This window comes from Pedobacter sp. Leaf132 (assembly GCF_920984695.1).
In the GTDB taxonomy this organism is placed as follows: domain Bacteria; phylum Bacteroidota; class Bacteroidia; order Sphingobacteriales; family Sphingobacteriaceae; genus Pedobacter.
Window position 1 is genome coordinate 177,474 of record NZ_CAKLBO010000008.1, and the last position, 21,918, is coordinate 199,391.

General features: G+C 35.6%; 17 protein-coding genes. 5 read left to right on the forward strand and 12 right to left on the reverse strand.

The window, feature by feature from the left end; all coding sequences use genetic code 11:
* Positions 1–108: 108 nt before the first annotated feature.
* Positions 109–1,158, reverse strand: a complete 1,050-nt coding sequence (locus LUA86_RS14965; RefSeq protein ID WP_231464139.1) for a TerC family protein — start codon at positions 1,156–1,158, stop codon at positions 109–111.
* Positions 1,158–2,129, reverse strand: a complete 972-nt coding sequence (locus LUA86_RS14970) for a polyprenyl synthetase family protein (protein WP_231464141.1) — start codon at positions 2,127–2,129, stop codon at positions 1,158–1,160. The genes LUA86_RS14965 and LUA86_RS14970 overlap by 1 nt, the downstream gene beginning before the upstream one ends.
* 406 nt (positions 2,130–2,535) lie before the next feature.
* Here LUA86_RS14970 and LUA86_RS14975 point away from each other — a divergent pair, with 406 nt between their 5' ends.
* Together LUA86_RS14975 and LUA86_RS14980 are read left to right on the forward strand one after the other, a co-directional pair.
* Positions 2,536–3,717 carry an asparagine synthetase B gene (locus LUA86_RS14975; protein WP_231464186.1) on the forward strand — a complete coding sequence of 394 codons (1,182 nt, stop codon included), beginning with the start codon at positions 2,536–2,538 and terminating at the stop codon, positions 3,715–3,717.
* A 271-nt stretch (positions 3,718–3,988) separates the two neighbouring features.
* Positions 3,989–4,696 carry a porin family protein gene (locus LUA86_RS14980; RefSeq protein WP_231464143.1) on the forward strand — a complete coding sequence of 236 codons (708 nt, stop codon included), beginning with the start codon at positions 3,989–3,991 and terminating at the stop codon, positions 4,694–4,696.
* Positions 4,697–4,750: 54 nt separating this feature from the next.
* Here the strand turns inward: LUA86_RS14980 and LUA86_RS14985 are convergent, their stop codons facing one another.
* The 3 genes from LUA86_RS14985 to lpxK are packed head-to-tail and all read right to left on the reverse strand — an operon-like array spanning position 4,751 to position 8,646.
* Positions 4,751–6,796: a putative porin gene (locus tag LUA86_RS14985; protein WP_231464145.1), complete on the reverse strand. Its 2,046-nt coding sequence runs from the start codon at positions 6,794–6,796 to the stop codon at positions 4,751–4,753.
* A 1-nt stretch (position 6,797) separates the two neighbouring features.
* Entirely contained in the window at positions 6,798–7,613 is an 816-nt protein-coding gene (locus LUA86_RS14990) for a purine-nucleoside phosphorylase (protein ID WP_231464147.1), read from the reverse strand.
* Positions 7,585–8,646 carry a tetraacyldisaccharide 4'-kinase gene (gene lpxK, locus LUA86_RS14995; RefSeq protein WP_231464149.1) on the reverse strand — a complete coding sequence of 354 codons (1,062 nt, stop codon included), beginning with the start codon at positions 8,644–8,646 and terminating at the stop codon, positions 7,585–7,587. The genes LUA86_RS14990 and lpxK overlap by 29 nt, the downstream gene beginning before the upstream one ends.
* 274 nt (positions 8,647–8,920) lie before the next feature.
* Here lpxK and LUA86_RS15000 point away from each other — a divergent pair, with 274 nt between their 5' ends.
* Complete coding sequence (locus tag LUA86_RS15000; RefSeq protein ID WP_231464151.1) at positions 8,921–9,571, forward strand: hypothetical protein; 651 nt, start codon at positions 8,921–8,923, stop codon at positions 9,569–9,571.
* A 70-nt stretch (positions 9,572–9,641) separates the two neighbouring features.
* On the opposite strand, the gene LUA86_RS15005 is transcribed toward LUA86_RS15000, so the two are convergent.
* The 6 genes from LUA86_RS15005 to LUA86_RS19255 all read right to left on the reverse strand — a co-directional run bounded on the left by LUA86_RS15005 (position 9,642) and on the right by LUA86_RS19255 (position 19,397).
* Complete coding sequence (locus tag LUA86_RS15005; protein WP_231464153.1) at positions 9,642–11,399, reverse strand: RagB/SusD family nutrient uptake outer membrane protein; 1,758 nt, start codon at positions 11,397–11,399, stop codon at positions 9,642–9,644.
* Positions 11,400–11,415: 16 nt separating this feature from the next.
* On the reverse strand, positions 11,416–14,442 hold the full coding sequence (locus LUA86_RS15010) for a TonB-dependent receptor (protein WP_231464155.1): 3,027 nt from the start codon (positions 14,440–14,442) through the stop codon (positions 11,416–11,418).
* Positions 14,443–14,617: 175 nt separating this feature from the next.
* On the reverse strand, positions 14,618–15,694 hold the full coding sequence (locus LUA86_RS15015; protein ID WP_231464157.1) for a phosphotransferase enzyme family protein: 1,077 nt from the start codon (positions 15,692–15,694) through the stop codon (positions 14,618–14,620).
* Between the two features lie 137 nt (positions 15,695–15,831).
* Positions 15,832–17,181: a Gfo/Idh/MocA family protein gene (locus LUA86_RS15020; RefSeq protein WP_231464159.1), complete on the reverse strand. Its 1,350-nt coding sequence runs from the start codon at positions 17,179–17,181 to the stop codon at positions 15,832–15,834.
* 126 nt (positions 17,182–17,307) lie between these two features.
* On the reverse strand, positions 17,308–18,624 hold the full coding sequence (locus LUA86_RS15025; RefSeq protein ID WP_231464161.1) for a DUF5077 domain-containing protein: 1,317 nt from the start codon (positions 18,622–18,624) through the stop codon (positions 17,308–17,310).
* Positions 18,625–19,274: 650 nt separating this feature from the next.
* Positions 19,275–19,397 carry a hypothetical protein gene (locus LUA86_RS19255; RefSeq protein WP_255713480.1) on the reverse strand — a complete coding sequence of 41 codons (123 nt, stop codon included), beginning with the start codon at positions 19,395–19,397 and terminating at the stop codon, positions 19,275–19,277.
* A 216-nt stretch (positions 19,398–19,613) separates the two neighbouring features.
* On the opposite strand from LUA86_RS19255, the gene LUA86_RS15030 reads away from it, so the two are divergent.
* Positions 19,614–19,934, forward strand: a complete 321-nt coding sequence (locus LUA86_RS15030; protein WP_231464163.1) for a hypothetical protein — start codon at positions 19,614–19,616, stop codon at positions 19,932–19,934.
* Between the two features lie 32 nt (positions 19,935–19,966).
* On the forward strand, positions 19,967–21,487 hold the full coding sequence (locus LUA86_RS15035) for a DUF4394 domain-containing protein (protein WP_231464164.1): 1,521 nt from the start codon (positions 19,967–19,969) through the stop codon (positions 21,485–21,487).
* 53 nt (positions 21,488–21,540) lie between these two features.
* Here LUA86_RS15035 and LUA86_RS15040 read toward each other — a convergent pair whose 3' ends face one another.
* Positions 21,541–21,897: a response regulator gene (locus LUA86_RS15040; RefSeq protein ID WP_231464166.1), complete on the reverse strand. Its 357-nt coding sequence runs from the start codon at positions 21,895–21,897 to the stop codon at positions 21,541–21,543.
* Positions 21,898–21,918: the final 21 nt, after the last annotated feature.

Here is a 21,918-nt window from a genome sequence, read left to right on the forward strand (position 1 = left end):
TTAAGGCTATTTGCCCTACACGAATATTATAAGTCTTTGATAGTATAGGCAAAAATCTAATTATTTCAACTTAGATGGACTTACATGTATAAGGTGGTCAAAAAACCATTATTTATGTTTTGCCTTCTTCGGGAAAACCAATGAGGCAACCACACTAATCACCAGAATACTCAGAATAACGATTAATGAATGTTCTGTAGTAAAACCCCATTTTTCTAAATAAACATGACCTAACATTTTCACACCGATAAAGGCTAAAAGGAATGCTAAACCAGTTTTTAAATAATGGAATTTATGGATAATATTTACCAAAAGGAAAAACATAGAACGCAAGCCCATTATGGCAAAAATATTCGAAAAGAATACAATGTAGGGGTCTTTTGTTACTGCAAAAATTGCCGGAATTGAATCGACCGCGAATAGCAAATCTGTAAATTCTACAATTAGCAAAACCAAAAACAATGGCGTAACCATACGCTTATGGTCAATTCTAACGAAGAAATTCTTTCCTTCATATTTAGGGTGAATTGCAAAAATCTTCGAGGCCCATTTTACTACGGGATGGTTTTCCGGGTCTATTTTGTCATCCTCATCCTTACTGAAAAACATTTTTATTCCAGTAAAAACTAAGAATGCACCGAAAATATATAAAATCCATGCGAACTTTGCAATTAAGGCCGCACCTACAAATATGAAGATGAAACGCATGATAATTGCGCCTAAAATCCCCCAAAACAATACGCGGTGATAGTATTTTTCTTCAACAGCAAAGGCAGAGAAAATAAGGACAATTACAAAAATATTATCAACAGATAAAGCATATTCTATAACGTATCCTGTTAAAAATTCTAATCCAAGGTTTTGCCGATAAACAGCCAAACTTTGTGGCAAATCATCAGGGATAATTTTTATGTGATGCTGGTGCTTGGTAATGATGTATTGCAATCGATTAAAATCTTCAATACCGTGCAACTGATGACCTTCGGTTAGCAACAAAAAATAAAAGCCAAGCGCAAGCCCAACCATTATCAAACTCATTATACCGGCTTGTTTTAAGCTTATAACATGTTCTTTCTTACTAAAAAGACCTAAATCAAGTGCCAGAATAAGCACAATAAACAGAAGGAAACCTAAACTGAAAAGTAATTCGTTACTCATTATTTTTTACGTTCTGTGGTATATAAAACGAGTTGTTCGAGTCCTGTTCTCGCTTCCCCGGCTTCAAATTGGTGTAATATATCAAAAGCTTCTTGCTGGTATTCGAGCATTTTTTGGTTGGCATAATAAACACCATCCTTTGCATTTACAAAATCTATAATTTCCTGAATTTTAACCGTATCATCCTGGTGGTTTTTTACCAGATTAATAATACGTTTCCGTTCAGATTTTTCGGCTTTGTTTAATGCATAAATTAAAGGTAGCGTTACTTTTTTCTCCTTAATATCAATACCTAATGGTTTTCCAACATCATCGGTACCAAAATCAAATGTATCATCTTTAATTTGAAAGGCAATTCCAACTTTTTCGCCAAACAAACGCATTCTTTCAATGGTAGCATCATCTGCCCCCGATGAAGCCGCTCCCGCAGCACAACAAGATGCAATTAACGAAGCCGTTTTTTGCCTGATAACATCAAAATATAAATCTTCAGAAATATCCATTCTGCGTACCTTTTCAACCTGCAACAGCTCACCCTCACTCATTTGCTTAACCGCTTCTGATACAATTTGTAACAATCGATGTTCATTATTGTTTACCGAAAGCAATAAGCCTTTTGCAAGTAAATAATCACCCACCAAAACCGCAATTTTATTTTTCCATAAAGCGTTTATAGAGAAAAAGCCACGGCGCTCATACGCATTATCCACAACATCATCATGCACCAAAGTTGCCGTATGTAAAAGCTCTACTAAAGCCGCCCCACGATGCGTAGATTCGGTAATTCCACCACAAAGTTTTGCAGCAAAAAAAACAAACATCGGGCGCATTTGCTTCCCTTTTTGCTTAACAATGTAATGTGTAATCCTGTCCAGCAACGGTGCATCGCTATGCATAGATTCCTTAAAGGTTTTTTCAAACGCTTTAATATCGGCTGCTATTGGTGTTTTTATCTGTTCGATTCCCGGCATTAAGTCGAAAAAATTTTGATTGCAAACTTAAGCTTATTTCCAATAAAAAGATAATGTATATTGCTAATAATAAGGATTTGGAAAACAAAGGAACTACAAATTACAATCTTTAGTCCTGCTCTTCGCTTTAGCCCTCGTAAAAAACTCGGGGCTGCCGCTGCTATCAGGTTTAGGCACAAAGTAAATACACAAAAAGCCTGGCAGTAAGGCTAAACAGCCTGGTTAGAATTATGCAAGTTTAACGAATGCAATTAATATACTATAGCGCAGTTTTATTTTTAGGAAACAGACTAAATAAAGTATTTTAGTGTTTTATGTAATTATGACCATTAAAAAGAAGCATTACTTTTTATTACTTTTTCTGCTTTTAAGCTTTGGCGCCAAAGCATCATCAATATTAATTTATATGGATGAAGACCAGAAAAACCACTTAAAAGCTTACGGAATTGCCTATTGGACCATTAGCAAACAGGTTGAGGTAGATTGGCTTTTAAATTATAGAGGCGGCAGTTTTCTAATAAAATACAATAAAACAGTAGAAGATGAATGTAAAATCAGGGGCGTTTCTTACGAAGTAGTTGCCGATGGAAAAGTTGTAAATCTGCTTAATGAAATCAGCGACCCATCTGTAAATATGGAAATGGTTAAACTAGAAAAAACTCCGAAAATAGCCGTGTATTCGCCAAAAAGCAAATTACCCTGGGATGATGCCGTAACGCTAGTTTTAACCTATGCCGAAATTCCTTATGATGTAATTTACGACGATGATATTTTACAGGATAAACTTAGCAAATACGATTGGCTGCATTTGCACCATGAAGATTTTACGGGCCAGTATGGCCGGTTTTGGTCATCTTTTCGCTTTGCCAATTGGTATCAGGAAGATGTTAAAAACCAGGAAGCTTTAGCAAAGCGATTGGGTTTTAAAAAAGTTTCGCAAATGAAACTCGCTGTTGCCAAACAGATTAAAGAATATTGCATTGGCGGAGGTTTTATGTTTGCCATGTGCTCTGGTACTGATAGTTTCGATATTGCCTTAGCTGCAGAAGGTGTAGATATTTGCGCAGCGATGTTTGATGGAGATGGGGCCGATCCAAACGCTCAATCTAAATTAGATTTTTCTAAAACACTTGCATTTCAAAACTTCAAGCTCGATAATAACCCAATGAATTATGAATTCTCGGATATAGATGCAACCAATGGCAGAGGTTTAAATGAAAGTAATGATTATTTCACACTTTTTGATTTTTCGGCAAAGTGGGATTTAGTACCAACTATGCTCACGCAAAACCATGATAAAGTTATTAAAGGCTTTATGGGACAAACAACTGCATTTAAAAAACGATTAATAAAAACCAGTGTTACCGTTTTGGGCGAAAATAAGGGCGCTGCAGAAGTACGTTACCTGCACGGAGAAGTTGGCAAAGGTCAGTTTACTTTTTATGGCGGGCACGATCCGGAAGATTACCAGCACGCTGTTGGCGACCCACCTACCGATTTAAATCTCCACCCAAATTCTGCGGGTTACAGATTAATCCTAAATAATGTACTTTTTCCTGCAGCAAAGAAAAAACCTCAAAAAACATAGAGTTAAATTTGTATTAGCAACGGTAAATTATTCTATAAAAGACTAAAAATCCACTTAACTATACACTCTTAATATTACTCTGTAAATTACTTCAGCCCTACCCTTAAATGATTTATTGTAAGAAAAACCTACTGTAAACCAATATTTTAATTAACAAAGCGGTAACATAAATAATACTTTGGCATAGCTTTTGGAATGATGGCGATAATTAACAACCGAAAATTAATTCGGAGAAAAATTTAAACAAGATTCTTTACCTAAAGAAAATATTATGAAAAAGTTATTATTAAGTGCTTCAGTGGTTTTATTAGCAACAGGTGCATTCGCACAAACAACAATGAGCGGTTCTGATGCTAGATTTGGTATTAAAGCGGGTGTTAACTTGGCTAGATTTCACGCTAGTGACTTTACCGGTAGTGAAGATTACAACAATACAATGAAAGATAACGTTGGTTTCAATGTTACGGCATTTGCAGATTTTGGTGTTGGAAACAATTTTTTCATCCAACCAGGTGTATCATTGCAAAATAAAGGTGCTAAATTTCAGGAAACAAGAACAGCAGCTGGTGTTACCAACACAACAACAAACAAAACAAGTTTAATGGCAATCGAAGTTCCAATAAACGCAGTTTTCAGAATCCCGACAGGTGATGCAGGTGCAGTACAAATTTCAGCTGGTCCGTATGTTGGATTTAACATTTCAGGTAAAAATAAATTTGAAACTGTTACAACTGGTGGTAATGCTGCAGGAACAATTTCAAATGAAAATGATTTAAAATTTGGTTCAACAACTGATAAAAACTACAGCTCAACAGAATTTGGAGCAAACCTTGGTTTAGCTTACCGCACTAACTCTGGATTTTTAGTAGGCGCTAACTATGGTTTAGGTTTATCAAACTTAATACCTAAAGATTCAAGATCTGGCGACGGTAAATTAACAAACCGTGTTTTAGGTTTTTCAGTAGGTTATTCTTTCTAAGAAAATATCTAAGTACAAAAAAAGCTCCCGAAAAATTTCGGGAGCTTTTTTTGTTTAATCGTAAAAATTCCAGGTTAAGCCGAATTTTAGCAAAGCATCTGGCATTGGGTATCGATTAACTGTATAATATCCTTTGGATAAAAAACCTTGATTAGCATAATCGTACTTAACAAAAATATTTGCTCTCTTCAAATTCGCTTTTAAATACACATCAACAACAGGTACGGATTTCAAAACTGTAGCTTCGCGGTCTATGTAAAATTGACTAATAGCAGGCGAATATAAATAATTTGCATAGCTGGTATTATATCTAACATCGAAACCAATATTTGTTTTAAGCACTTTAAAAAGATTCAAATCGAAAGAGAAACTATTGCAGGTGTAAAATTCTGGTGTTCTTAACACATCATTATTATCAGTTTTTTGATAAGCTAAATAGTTTTCAATTAAGAACTTTCCAAAACGCCATCTTTTGGCAACATCTAATCTAATTAAACTAATATCGGCACTTTCTTGAAGTGGCTTTACATTAATATCATTTAATCCCAATATCGTGGTTCCAAAATATAAATAGTTGCTGGTTAGAAAATATTTTGCACCCGCTTCTAAACCTAGTTTATCATTTATGTAACCAAAAGATAGGTTGGCAACTTTTGTATTTTTTAAATCTGAATTTATCCACTCAAAGTGATTACCATTATAACTGGTAAAAAGCTGTGATGGAGACTGATTTTGAAGATAAGCACCAAGTTCGATTCTTCCTATTGCCTTACCTAAACCAATTCTACTTTTCGCTTCATACAAAAAGTCACCTGCATTTCTGCCCTGAAAAATCTGGTTCACATCTAAGTTTAAATCTATATTGCTGGTAAAGCGATAGCTTAGCGCACCAATAACACTCAAATTTTGAAAACTAAAAGTTCTGTTTTCGTAAGTTACACCATCTCTTCTTGCGCCAAGTGATGTATAGTTGTAATAATCATGCTTTATGCCGGCATCAAGTTTTAATTCATTTTTTATTACAGTCGAATTTTTTGCCCTTAAAAAGAAACTGTATATAAATTCGTTTTTAACATGTTGCAAATGAGTAGAATCACTAGTGTAAATTGCATCTAAAGCGTTTACGCTGTTAATACCCAATTTACTGCTTTTGTCCAAAGCCTTTGGTATAACCAAATTATTATCCAGTTCATCTTTAAAAAAACCATAGCTATCATTATTGTACTCCAAAGTGTAAGTAACCTTATTGGTTGGTAAAACCGATGTATTGGTTGCTGTAGCGCTATCTATACGACCAACATAATAAGTTTGCCTTAAAAAGATTGTATTTTTTCGGTACAGATTTCGGGCAGATGTTAAATTGGTTGCTTCGGCCTTTCTATCAATTTTTACATAATCATCATTAAAAATCGTTTGCTCTGCTATTGAACCATTTTCATAAGCTCTTAAAGTATTAAAAATTGCAGAAGCCCACATGTTGTATCTTTTATTTGGCGATTGATACCAACTGAAAATGGCAATATTTAAATTATCTCCTCTTTGTCTACTGTAAAAACCACGGGAATCCATTCGGTTAAAATTGACGCCCATATTCCAGTTTTTTTTAATATTCTGACTGTGAATGGCTTTAAAATATTGCTCTTTTTGACCTGCACTAACCAAGTACAAGCTTGTAAATGGTGCTCTTGCCTGATAATAAATTATATCTTCAGGATTTAAAGCATAATAATCTAAAGAATGGAAACCCACATCAAAACCAATTCTTTTAGATGGCTCATAAAGTAAAGGTCGGGCTACCTGCCCAACGCTACCCGTTGTAATAGCCGGATGCCTTGGCTGTAAAAGTGGACTATAATTTTGAATATTATATGTAGAAGTATCTAATGGCAATAAAACAATACTGTCTCTGCTCATAGCCATTTTAGTATATTTTATAAACTTTGCCGTAAAAATGACAGAATCTTTTTCACCCTCTTCTTTTTTACGTAGCGAATCAAGTTCCTTATTATTACCAACATTAGTTTTTAAATCTTGCGCTTTTGCATCGTTTTTAACGATGAAAAACAAAATTGCCAAACATAGGAGAATAGCCTTGCGCATGTTACAATTCAGCAATTAGTTTGGTTAAGATTTCTGTCATTTTTGGTTCTGCTTTAGCAGCTGCTTCTAAAATTTCATCTAAATTAAATGGCTTTAATTCTTCAGGAAAACCCTCATCTGTTAATACAGAAATGGCAAAAACCGGCAAACCGGCATGGTTGGCAACGATAACTTCCGGAACGGTGCTCATACCAACTGCATCAGCGCCTATTAAACGCAAATATTTGTACTCCGCTTTGGTTTCCAGATTCGGACCAGAAACCGCAACATAAACACCTTTATGGCACTTAACATCTACGTTTTTAGCAATTTCTAAAGCTTTTGCAATTATAGTACGCTTGTAAGGCTCACTCATATCCGGAAAACGCGGACCAAGCGAACTTTCAATTAGACCACGTAATGGATTATCAGGCTGAAGATTGATGTGATCTTCAATAATCATTAAATCGCCCTTTTTAAATTCTGGATTTAAAGAACCCGCAGCATTGGAAACAATTAGATTTTCGATACCTAAACCTTTCATTACTCTTACCGGAAAGGTAATTTGCTGCATACTATAGCCCTCATAATAATGCAAACGACCTTGCATGGCTACAATCTTCTTCCCATTTAAGGTTCCAAATATTAGTTTGCCGCTATGAAATTCCAGTGTAGAAATTGGAAAGTTAGGGATGTTTGAATACATCAATTGATGCTCAACTTCGATATCTTTAACTAAACCACCCAAGCCAGTGCCTAAAATAATGCCTATCTCTGGTTTAAAATCCTGGGTTTTACGTTTTATATATTCAACTGTTTCTTCTATTGCTCTTAACATAGTTTAAAATAAGTTCATCAAAGGTAATCTTATCTTCTTCAAATAATTCAACCTCGATGGGTAAAAAATATACCGGTAAATTTACCAGTAAATCTTTAAACTCCGCAGATTTTAAACGCTTGCTATCCTTTTCTGTTGTGATAATGATTTTTTCTTTTTTTACTCCGGCTTCAAAAGCTGATTTAAATTTGCCAATATCAGCTTGCTTAAAAGCATAATGATCTGGAAATTCTTCGTGCTTAATGGTTTTAGAATACTTTTCGAGCTCTTCAATAAGTGGCGCTGGGTTTGCGATTCCGGTAAGTAAAAATATCTCGTGCTCTTTTATTGACTCCAAAGACCGGATTTCGGCACTGTATAAATGCTTTAAATCGCTATACTTTAAATAAGAGTGCAATACTTTTTGAGTTTCATCAGGTTGTAACTCATTAATTGAGGCTTGTTGCGCAACATGCAGAAGCGGCACTGGAGCCTTTGTTACTAACAAAACATCTGCCCGCTTTCTTGATGCAAAAACATCTCTTAAATTTCCTGCCGGAAGCAAGAACTGCAAAGTACCTAATTTTCTAAATTCAAAAAGTAAAATATTTAAGCCTGCCCTCACGCTACGATGTTGAAATGCATCATCCAAAATGATTAAATCATGCTTGTCTTTTAATTTTTCGATGCCTTTAACTCTGTTTTCACAAACGGCAACTGTTACATTATTAAACTTTTGAAAGTATTGTAATGGCTCATCTCCTATTGTTTCGGCAGTTGCACTTTCATCAGCAAGTATAAAGCCTTTTGTTGTTCTGCCATATCCGCGACTTAGAATTGCAATTTTATAATCAGCAAGTAACCTTACCAGATACTCTGTTGTAGGCGTTTTGCCAGAACCGCCCACAGCCAGATTACCTATGCATATTACCGGCAAATCGAATTTTACAGATGATAGGATGCCCCAGTCATATAGCTTTTTGCGTAATGTTATAGCTATACCGTAAATAAGTGAAAATGGCAGAAGTAAAAGGCGTAGATAGTTAAGTAGCATACTGTCGTGTTTTCAAAAATACGGATAATTTAAAATTTTAAAGCACATGTTGCCAATGCCTATTGAAACAACCTCATCAGAGCATTAATGTTTGTCAAAATTTTATGGTGGAGATATATAAATTTTTGATTAGCAGCTAAATTTTTAAAATCTAAATAAATCAAAAAGAAATAAAAATTATTAAACTATCCAAGTTAAACGGATTTATTACAATGATTTATCAAAATAATCTGCATAACTTTCATTAATTTTAAGAATACAAATTATCTACATTATGCTAAAATTAAATTTATTTGCAGGGCTGATTATACTCTCCTTATCAGCCTCTGCCCAAAGTGCCAAAGATTATAAATTTGGACACTATTATGATACCAATGGACAAAAAATTGATGGCTTTATTTATTGCCCTCCGTCTTTAAATTCTATTGTTTACAAAAGCGATAACGAAACAGAACAGAAAACGCTAAGTCTAGATAAAATACAATCCGTTGTATTATCTGGTGGTAAAGATAGCTTAGTGGTAAAATCTGAGAATAACAAGCCAAATAAGTTGTATTTAGCATCAGTTGCTGCTATTACCCCAACTACAAAGTTTTTTAGAAAATTTAATATATACACTATGGTAGGTTCGGCGAGTAGAAGCATGGGTTCAGCGCCAAGTATGCAAACATCTAACGGCAGAGCAAATTTTGCGAGTACAACTTCTTTTTCTAGTGGTGCTTCAACAACAGGTATTGATGAAACTTTTTTTTATGAAGATGGTAATACAACTTACGAACTTACCAAGAAGAATTATATTGATATTTTATCAAAAGCCTTTGCAGACAACACAGCACTTACAAAACAATTTCAATCAAAATATTTAGGATTTGATGATTTAGCAATGATTTTCAAAAAATACAATGATGATCAAGTTGCCAAATAACAAATAGAACTAAAATTCATTTAATAAAAAAGCAGGCAAATTGCCTGCTTTTTTGTTGTTGAGAGGTTATTTATTGATATCCTGGATTTTGACCAAACTCCGCTGCATTTAGCAAGGCGTTCAGTTCAGTTAAGGGTATTGGTCTTAATCTGTGAAATGCCTGCACTGCAGTAATATCTGGGTTGGCAGCCTTAATACGAGCTACAAACTGATCGCCGGTTAGTGTTCTTTTTAAATCGAACCATCTGATTTGTTCTCCGCAGAGTTCTCTTGCACGTTCATCTAAAATAAAATCTATACCACCACTTTGAACTGCAGCAGCCGTTGTTTGCATAGCTGCAGTTTGGTTTATAGGTGTTTTAACAGCAGCACGAGTGCGTAATACATTTAATTGTGTTGCCGCCGCACCATAATTTCCAATCTGAAATTCCGCTTCAGCGGATATTAAATACATTTCTGCTAAACGCATCACAATAACATCATTAAAACCTGGTTGAGAATTTGGAACGGTACGGTTATTATCTAAAAACTTCTTTAACGCTACAAAATCTGTTAACGATTTTATTGTACCGTTGGCATTGAATAAATCATCTCTATCTACAACCACATAAGGTTTGGTGGTTTTATCAGCCACTACATTTTTAGTAATTTGTAAAGAAAGGCCGGTTCCACTTACTACAGTTGCACCAACAACACTTGCAGCTTTACCATAAGTAGCAGCTTGTGCAGCCGTCCAGGTAAATGCTGTTGAGCCATTTGTTGTAGAGTTTGCCAACCAGTTTTCCTGGAAACTTGCCGCATAACGAGCATCTATCTGATCATTAAACAAATCTAAAAGAAAACGTGTAGGTTGCAAACGGCGTTGACCATCAAACCCGTACGGAATACTTTGAACCAAACCCGGTTTATTGCTGTACTGCGTTAAATACCATGCATGTAATCTGTTTGCATTACCGTCATAATCAATGGCCGTATTTGTAGAATTGCTGATGATGTAAAGCGCTTCTTTATTGTTTTTATTATTTGCGGGGTTCCAGAGTTCGGCCGGACTTGCCCATAAATCAGTACCAATTTCAGCCTTACGGGCGATAACTTCGTTTGCAGTGTTTCGGGCAAGCGTAAAATATTCTGTACGCTCTATACCGGTTGCGTAGTATGCTCTGGATAAATATGCTCTTGCTAAAAAACCAAGTGCGGCTTTTTTAGATGCACGACTATATTCTGCACCCCAGAAAGAAGAAACAGGTAAGTTCTCTGCTGCGAATTTTAAATCGCCAATGATTAAATCGTAAAAAGCACTTACCGAGCTACGAGTGGCAGTTAATTCTACTGTTGTTGTTTCCTGAGTACGTAGATTTATTCCACCCCATTGCTCTACTAGGTGCCAATAATAAAATCCACGAAGAAATCTTAATTCGCCCAAACGACGGTTTTTTTCTGCAGCGTCTGTAAAGCCTGCGCTTTCTATGCGATTGATTCCTGCGTTACAAAGATTAATTGCCCGATAAAACAACCTAAACAATGCTAACGAAGAGCTTGGTGTTGCACCGGATAAACCCTCATAGCGTGTAAGCTGATTTGCGTAATTTGCCTTGTTTGCATTGAACCATAAATCGGTTCCGCCTTCTGAAACTAATAAACCATCTTCCTTACCGTACCAGGCACGTTGCTCCTGGTAGGCACCATTCACTGCAGTTACAAACCCTTGTGGTGTTGTCCAGGTTGCATCAGCAGTTGCGCCACCTGGATTTACTTCATCTAAACGTTTTTCGCAAGAAACCAAACACGCTGATAAAAGTGTTGCGAACAATAATATATTCCTTTTCATGATAATTTCTTAAATGTTATAAATCTAAATTGAAACCAAATACAAACTGGCGGCTTAATGGTGATGATTCAGCACCGCCACGCTCTGGATCGTAATCTCTCAATAATTTATTTTTCGAGTAAGTGAATATGTTAGAGCCGGTAGCATAAGCACGTAGAGAACCGATTTTTAATTTATCAGTAATGCTTTTAGGCAATGTGTAGCCTAATTGTATATTTTTTATCTTGAAGAATGAACCATCAATATATAATAAAGATTGGTATTGATTTGGGTAAATACTTGATAAGCCATTACCTTGGCGAGGACGAGGAAAATCATTAGATGGATTGTTGATTGTCCAATAGTCGAAATTATCTGGTCCGTTGGCTACACCACCCGGATTGTATCTTCCAACAAATTCTGCTTTAACGGTTTGCCCATACCTTGCGATAAGGAAAATGCTTAAATCAAGATTCTTATATCTAAAATTATTTTGCAATCCTCCGTACCATTTTGGCTGTATTCCGCCAAGGATTTGTCTATCGTTTGCCGGATCTATAATGCCATCACCATTAACATCTTGTAATTTAATATCACCAAACCTAAAAGCTTGACCGGCTAAACTTAATGCGCCTGGATTTTCATCTAACTGCCAAATTCCCAGCTTTTTGTAAGTGTAAAATACTTTAACCTGAGAGCCGATAAAAAGCGAATTCTCTTCAGGATTATTTGAAGCTACAATATTTCTACCATCAATTAAGGCTGTAATTCTTTCTTTGTTGCGAGAAAACGTTGCCGTTGTGCTCCATGTAAAATCTTTGGTTTGAAAGTTAATAGTGGTTAAACTTGCGTTAATACCGCTGTTTAGGGTTGCGCCAATATTTTGTGTAATTGTACTTTGTCCGCTTGATAAAGGTAAACCTCTACTTAAAATAATATCAGATGTTTTAGTACGATACAATTCTAAGGAACCTGAAATACGATTATTAAATAAGCCAATATCTAATCCTGTATTTAAAGTGGTAGAACGTTCCCAGCCTAAATCAGGATTTGCGACCGAGCCGCTGAAACCGAATGCCGGAACCGGCACTTCGCCAAAGCCCATTGGTACAGTGCTGATTAAACTTTGTGAGCCATAGGGCGAAACACTTCCAGAATTACCGGCCGAACCATAACTTGCTCTGAGTTTTAAGTTACTAATCTGCTTCAGGCTTTTCATAAAATCTTCGCTGCTAATTACCCATCCAACAGAAGCTGATGCGAAATCATCCCATTTCCTACCTGGTGCAAGTACTGAAGCACCATCCCATCGCTGGGTAGCTTGAAATAAATATTTACCATTGTAGCTGTAATTCAATCGTCCGGCAAATGCTAATAAATCAAAACGAGTAAAGCCAGATGTTGTAACCCGACTTGAAGCTTCGGTACCGAAAAGATTGTTAAAACCTTGCGAAGGCAGCACTTGCCTGATTCCCGTTGCAGAGTTTACATCAGCATCGCTATGAATGTAACTTGATAATGCGGTAATGGTGAAATTATGTTTGTCTATCGATTTATTATACGTGATAACATTATCCCAGTTGTAATATCTTCCGTTATTATTAGTTAGTGAGGCTGATGCATATCTTACTGTATTTTGTGCATTCGAAAATTGGTCGTTAAAAACGCCTCTTCTGCTATTACTTAATACAGTACCGAAATTCATCCGATAGGTAAGCCCTTTTATTGGTGTAATTTCTGTAAAAGCAGTTGCATTTACTTCTGTTCCTAAATTTTCGTCAATGGCCGCACCTGGTCTTTCATCGGTAAGCGGACTAAGCGCTGTATTACCTGTTGCAAAACCCGCTAATGGAAATATGTTAATACTTCCATCTGCATTGTACGGTGTACCGAAGGGTAGAGCGGTTAAGGCTGCAGATAATGGATCTCGGCGGGCGTTGGTTTTACTATAAGATAACTGACCAGTTATGCCTGCTTTTAGCCAATTATTCACTTTGTGTTCAATATTATACCTGAAATTGTAACGGTTATAATCGTTGTTTTTTAATGCACCCTCTTCGTTAAAATAACCTAAAGAGAATAATGCTTTTGTGCTTTCTGAGCCACCACGTATAGAAACCGTATGACTTTGTTGCCTTCCATTTTGTATAGCTAAATCCATCCAATTTACTAGTGCACCCGCTTGAATAGCGGCCAGCTCGCCTGCTCCATTAAAAATTTGAGCATCAGTTTGGGTAATTACACCTGCATCGTTTCTAAAAGATTCTCTCCTAAGTGTTAAATAATCTTCGCCTTGGCGAGGTGTTGGAAAAGCAGTTTCGCCATTAATGCCATAGTAACCATTGTAAGAAATTTTTGGTTTGCCTGATGTGCCTTTTTTGGTTGTGATAATAACGACACCGTTTGCACCTTGAGAACCATAAATAGCTGTTGAAGATGCGTCTTGCAATACATCAATGGTTTCAATATCATTAGGATTGATGTTATTTATGCTTCCACCATTTTGAACCCCATCTATTACATATAAAGGAGATGGATTATTGGAAATAGAACGTGTACCTCTGATTTGTATATTTACACCTGCACCTGCACTACCACTGCTTCGGGTAATATCTACACCGGCAGCTCTACCCTGAATAGCCTCGATGGCATTATGAGTAGGTGCTTTAACAATATCAGCCGCTTTTACAGATGCTACTGCACCCGTTAAATCCCGCCTTTTAATTGTACCGAAACCAACTACAACAACCTCATCTAAATCATTGGCTTGCGAAGCCATATTAATTTTGATATTCTGGTCGGTTGGTTGAATAACGATTGACTGATCTGCGTAACCTACATATTTAATTAGTAAGGTGTAAGGCTTATCAGAAGAAACATCAATGGTAAACTTGCCATTAACATCACTAATTGCTTTGGCATTGGTACCAGAAACTGAAATGTTGGCGCCGGGAATGGTAGTTGTAGTACCCGATTCGTAAACTGTTCCGCTTAATTTTCGGGTTTGCGCTTGCGCAGTAAAAACTACCAGCAATAGCATGCATGCGAGATAAAGTCTGCTCATATTTATATTTGGTTTTAGGTTTGATCATTAAAATTAACGCATAAACGTTAATTTAACGATTATCAAATATAAATACAATATTCATTAGTGCACAAACAATTACCCGCTATTTTGAAGTATAATTAAAATGTGACAACAGATATGTAAACAGACTTTAAACTTTGATACTTAAGTATCAAGAAGTTAACTCCAAAACTTTGCTTCTGCTTTCGATTATATCATTAAATACAGATTCGCTGTCTATGTACTTATTTAAGAGGAAGATTTGATTTTCGGCTCGTGTTAAATTATGGCTTGGATAAGAGATTTTGTAGTATAAATCGCCAGATAAGAAATCCGTTAGAAAACGAATAGCCTGCATAAATATCATAAACTTGCCACTATAAATAAATAATTCCTTTTCAGATTTATTTAAGGTTTTTTCCATTTCTTCCATGTAGCCTTTATAAATTGCGGCAAACATTTCCGGTCGGATTTTAATATTTTCGAAATTAGTTTCTTCCTCATTTGATAAAGAAAGATAAGTTCTCATCATATCGCCAACATCACTTATAAAATAGCCCGGCATCACAGTATCCAAATCGATAACGCAGATACCACCACCAGTATTTTTGTTCAGTAAAACGTTATTAATTTTAGTATCATGATGGATAACTCTTACGGTTAATTCTTTTTTCTCTACTGCTTCATTAAAAATGTTTACAATGTTGAAGTGCCTTTCTATTTCTTTAATTGCCCATTCGGCCTCCTCCAGCCTTTGTTTGCTGGCAATATTAAGCGCTTTACGGTATTGCTTTACCCTGAAAGGTAAGTTATGGAAATCTTGGATGGAGATTTTTAGTTTATTGGGATTAAAAGCCTCGAGCATACGCGTAAACTTTCCAAATTGCTTTGCTGCATGGTAAGCTTGTTCAGGCTTTTCAACTTCATCAATGGTTAAAGAATTTACTACGTAAGGGAAAAGTCTATACGTTTCGCCATCAAGTTCTAAAATAGAATCGCCATTTTTGGCTATAATTGGCCCAACGAAAAAGTATTTTGGCGCTACACTATCCAGGTATTGTTTTATCATCAGCATATTATCCGAAATATCTTTAGGTGATGAAAAAACATGTGTATTTATTTTTTGAAGAATAAATTCTCCGTCAGGAGATGAAATTTTCCAAGTATGATTTATTAATCCACTCCCAAAAGGTTTATACTCAGCTTTGCTCGTATCTATTCCAAACCCTTCTAATACTTTTTCAATCATAAGATTTCGTAAATGCTATTGTTAATTTTGATGCTCGTGTTTTCAGATTTATCAATATGAACTTGCAGAATATTTTAAAATTCTACAAGTTCAAAATCGATTACCTAAACAATATAAAAAATGATTTTGCTTTTTATCTAAAAACCGCTATCATCTAACGCAAATGTGTTTTTTCTGTCTTTCCATTTACCTTTCGTAAAATCCGGAAATTTCTGCGGCATATTTCCTTCTTTTAGAGATTTTGTAGAAAGTGGCGTTATAACGCTCATGGTAACAGAATCGTAAACGTCAATCGGTGTTTGTTTTTTCTGTTTTACAGCCTGAATAAAACCATTAAATACAAACCAATCCATACCACCATGACCAGCACCAACAGCTTCAGCTTCGTGTTTTTTCCAAAGTGGATGATCATACTTTTCAAACCACTCTTTAACTGGCTCCCATGCGTGTGGTTTAGATTTACCTTCTATATGGATTGATTTATTTACATCCATCCATAATCCATTTGTACCTTGAACCCTAAAACCAAGAGAATATGGGCGTGGTAAATGTACATCGTGAGATAACATTACGGTTTCACCATTAGCACAGTTAATTAAAGTTGTGGTTACATCACCATTTTTATAATTAATTTTCGCGTTTGGATGACCTGGAGCTTTACTTTCAACATAATCTGCCAAGCCTTTGGCCTTTGAACTAAATGAAACCAGGTTTGTGAAACGGTTACCGCGATTAATGTCTGTATACTGCATAATCGGGCCAACGCCATGTGTTGGATATAAGTCTCCGTCCTGATCTATATTAAATTGCGTTCTCCATTGCGCTTCACTCAAAGCTTTTGGGCCGTACTCTACACCGCCACCATAATACTGTTTACCATTGTTAAAAAGTACTTCGCGTAAATCGTGTTGATATCCGCCTTCTAAATGAATCAATTCTCCAAAAATACCTTGTCTAACCATGTTCAATGCAGCCATAACATCTCTGCGATAGCAAACGTTTTCTAAAGTCATGTATGGCATACCGGTTTTTTCGGACGTGTTTACAATATCCCAATGCTCCTTTACGGTTAAACCGGCAATAACTTCACAGCCAACATACTTTCCGGCATTCATAGAATCTATGGCCTGGGCATGGTGAAACTGCCATGGTGTTGATATGATAACAGCATCAATATCCTTTCTGGCAATCATTTCTTTGTAGGCATCGGTACTACCAGTATATTCTTTAGCTGCAGGCCTTCCCTTTTTAGCGATAAACTCTCTGCAAATTTTAAGCGAGCTTTCCTGAGTATCACAAATGGCCACAATATCTACATCATCTCTTAAAGTTCCTTCAGAAATATGACTCATACCTCTGGCGCCAACGCCGATGTATGCTAATCTTACCTTTGCACCCTCAGATTTTGCGAATACAGTTCCGCTAGGTAAAATTGTTATGCCTGCTGCAGTTATTGCACTGTTTTTAATAAACGCTCTACGTTCCATTATTCTTTAGTTTATTTATAGGTGATTATTATTTTACTCCAAACAAATCAATTTCAGCTAAAAATTGTGTTCGGTGGTTCTTAATATTTTCTATTTGGTTAATTTAATAAATTGAAAAACTTGTAACTATTTTTTGGGAAGATTATTTAAATTAATTTCAGGTTTAACACCTGCTGTGGTTCTGGTAAATAATTGGTTAACGTCTACGTATTGGTCAAAGAAACCGCCATTTCTAAGGTAAAAGTTTCCATTATCTATTCCACCTGCATAATCCATTCTCTGCTTATTTTTTACGGTAGCATCACCGGTTAATTTGGCAACTTTTAGTTCGGTCCATACGCCGTCATTACTGCAAATCCATTGGTTATTAGTTAACATTTTTCTGCCCATGTAACCATTGGTATCGTAAAAATTTTCTAAAAAAGAATGTAGCCCGGTTAAGTAAGTATTTGTTAATGGTCTTTTCCACGTACACATAAAACGCCAATTGTTTGTTTCAGGATCAAAAAACCACGCCGAATAAAGTGTATTGCCAGCACCATCAGGCTTTGCCTGTGTTAAAAATTTATAGGTTTGTCCGGCCTTCCAATTATAAACAATATAACTTTGACCACCTGTGCCTTCACCACCAAACCTTTGTACGGTAACGCCTTCACCTTTAGAAGTTGCCTCAGTTACTCCGGTTGATGGGTCCCACACCGAGAATAAAATCCATCTATCATTAGCTTTGCTCTGAATACCAAAATATCCCTGACCAAAACCGTTTGCCATGAAATACGAACCCGGGGTATCTTCGCCAACCGGAACGGTAAGTTCATTATAAAACCATTCTACATTTGTGGAGGCTGGTATGGTATAAGCCAAATGCACCGAAGGACCTCTACGAGACCAGTAATAGTTTTCCGGGTCATTTGCAAAAATTAGATTTGAAGCCGTTGTACCGCCAATAATTAAATCAGATATTTCTGCAAAAGTGCTACCCGTTTTGGATAAACCTTGAATCTCTACTTTTACATATCCTGCTTCAACAACATTAATTTTGCCAACATAAACGTTTTTAATGTCTCTATTAGAAACAGTTATTTTATTGGCAGAACCATTTGCCTTAATACTAATTTGGCTAGTACCATCGGCAACTTTAAGCTTCAAACCTAATTTTATTTCTCCCGGCTGCTGCACTCTTACATAAACAACACAAATTGCCTTATCGCTTGTCCAATTTGCTAAGCCCGTTTTTTCAATTTTTTCATCGTTACCTTTAGTTTGAATAAAAGCATTACCACCAAAAGGCACTAAAATACCATCAATAGTTTCCTCAACATTTTTTATTGGAGATAGGTCTGCTGCATCTTTCTTCTTACAAGCTATTGTTATTATTGCGCAAGTAAGTACCATTAGGGTCACATACAACTTAACCAAACTTTTAAATTTTAACTTCTTCATAGAGATTTTCTTAACACTTTAACGTAACTATCTAATACTGAATACTGTACTTTCTATTCATTTCTCAGGTTTGATTATTGTAGGTTATTTTTTGGATAAACTGGGATGTGATATATAAGTAATTGTTTGGAACGATGTTGAATTCATTCCTTAACCTAAAAAAATTGATTCATAATATTTTTTGTTGAGTGGTTAGAATAACTGTTTTGACCAAGTTAAGCGGAAGAAACTAATGTTTAAAGTAAAAACTAAACGCAAACGTTTGATAAGACTTTAGCACAAAATGCGAAAATAACAGCGATTTTTTGACTGGTCCGATTATCCAATCATGGGATTACGAAAATCCAACATTATTAAATAATATTTCACGAATTATGATTTTTGTAAAGCAGGAATTAACATCGAGAGGAAAAGACCATATAATTAATGCTGCGCAAACGTTTGAGAAAATGATTTGCAAAAAGATATACTCATAGAAAACAAATGAATATTACACAGCACAGTGCTTTAAATATCAATTGAATGAGATTCTTATTGCTAAATATCTAGAAGAAAATTTTAGTTTTTTGAAGGATAAATTGTTTAGTTAACACGGATTATTTGCGTGAAAACCAAAGAAAATTCAGAATAAATCAAAAAAGTAAACTCTACTATTCTTCAGAATCGTTTTCCAGATTCTCTAATAAAAAACGAAGGAATAGCTCACGGTTGTTTTGAGTTTCTAAAGTATGGTCTATAATGGTCACAGAATCAGAAGCTTGACTTTTTATCATTGAATGATTTTCTGAATATGAAGTATTTAAAGTTGCCATAATCTATAAATTTTATAACTGTTTAACTTAAATAACCGCCAAATGTTTAATATTATTTCATTTTGCAAGTAACAATCATACGATGGAAAACTAAACCTTAAAAATTTTTGGGTTCAAAAACCGTAAGTTGTATATGTACGTATGTAAGCTTTAGAAAGGGTTAAGGCACAACTTACGATGAAAAAATTTTACTTCCTACTTTTCTTCACATTCCTAATTTCGCTTAGTGTAAGTGCCAGAGCTGCTTCACCTATATTTTTTAAAATTAAACAATCAAAAATTAAAGAAAATATAGACAAAGAAAAAATTGAATCAGCAGACGAGGAGAATCAAGAAAGCGGAAATTTAAAAACTACAGAATTTATTTTGACTCAGTTTAGCTGCGTTGTTTTTTTAAAAATAACTAAAAGCACTTTCACAAAATATAACATTTATTTACCCACGATATATTCAAAAGTGCCTAAGCAGCCTCCCAAAGGCAGTTTATTTTTCGAATAATTAACAGAATTCCTTAAATAGACTTTATTAAAATGCTTAAAATTAAAAACACAATCTTTGCGATACTATGCGTAGTATCCTTATCTGCAATGTTCTCATCTTGCAAAAAAGACAGAAACTTTAACGATCCGTTAACACCCGGACCCGACTTAAATTTCTATGCCTTAACTGCTGATAGTAAATTACTACTAATTAATGCGAATACGCCTTCAACTGTTACATCTCAAGTAAGTATTACTGGTTTACAAACTGGAGAGACTATTTTGGGCATTGATTTTAGACCATCGACCGGGCAATTATATGGCATTGGCAGCAGCAGCAGATTATACGTTATAGACCAGAAAACCGGTGTAGCAAGATCTATTTCAGCAGCACCTTTCAGCCCTGTATTAAGCGGAACATCTGTTGCGTTTGATTTTAACCCGACGGTAGATAGAATAAGACTTGTTACTTCAACAGGGCAAAATTTACGCCTGAATCCGGAAACCGGAACAGTTGCTGCTACCGATGGAACAATTAATGGAGTAACCAATGCAAAGGTAACTGCTGCCGCTTATACACAGAATAAAGCAGGCGCAACTACTACAGTTCTTTTCGATATTGATGTTGCTAATGATAAACTTCACAAGCAAGACCCACCAAATGATGGTAAACTTGTTGAAGTTGGAAGTTTAGGTTATGATGTGGAAGACGCAAGCGGATTTGATATCAATCCTGACGGAACATCAGCATTAGCTGCAATGTCGGTTGGTGGTACATCATCATTATTTATTATCGACACAAATACAGGTAAAGCCTCAAAAATTGGCAACTTTACGCAACAAATAACAGGCTTGGCTATCCCTACTGAAGCTGTTGCTTATGCAATTTCTGCAACAAATGATTTATTAATTTTTAATCATTTAGCTACAATGCCAACAATCATCGCGAAGCCAATTACTGGCATTCAGGCTGGCGAAACAATTTTAGGTATTGATATGCGCCCGGTTAATGGACAGATATACGCATTGGGAAGCACGAGTAGAATTTACACAATAAATGCTTCATCTGGAGTAGCTGCTGCAGTTACCGCAAGTCCGTTGAGTACACTTTTAGTTGGTACACAGTTTGGATTTGATTTTAACCCTACTGTAGACAGAATTAGAATTGTTAGCAACACTGGTCAAAATTTACGTTTTAACCCAGCTGATGGAACTGTAATTGTTGATGGAAATATTTCGCTTTCAACTGCAGCTGTAACAGGTTCAGCATATACAAATAATGTGGCTGCTGCAGCTTCAACAGTTTTATTCAATATTGATTCGACTGGCGATAGATTATATAAACAAGACCCACCAAATGCAGGTACTCTAGTAGATGTAGGTGCTTTAGGAGTTAATGTGGAAGCTTCAAACGGATTTGATATCGGTTCAACTTCGGGAATTGCTTATGGTCTTTTTACTGTAGGTACAACACAGAGAGTTTATACAGTTAACCTAACAACCGGAGCGGCTACTGCACTTGGAACAGTTTCTACAGCTTCAAGAGCCTTTACCGTTGGTTTAGGATTTTAATTTTTCCCTCTAAATATCAAAGCCCCGAAATTAATTTTTTGGGGCTTTATTTTTTACATCATCAGTTCATCCATAACTCCGAGTAGATAATCAATCTCGAAAGGTTTTTGAACAATTGCATCCGGACGGCTATTGGCATCATCAATATCTATAATTTCGCCAGAAATTAAAACAATCGGAATTTGCGCTGTTTCTTCATGGCTTTTTAAATAGTTACATACAATTCTACCATCAATATTACCAATCCAAATATCCAGCAAAATCAAATCGGGTTTAAAATCTTTAACTACCGTTTCTAAGTCTGTGATGTTTAAAAGACTTTTAAGTTCAAAATTTCTGTCTTTAAACAGAAGTGGAAATACGTCTTGTAAATCCTGGTCATCATCAACAATTAATATTTTCTTATTCATAGATAAATTTCGTCTACTCTT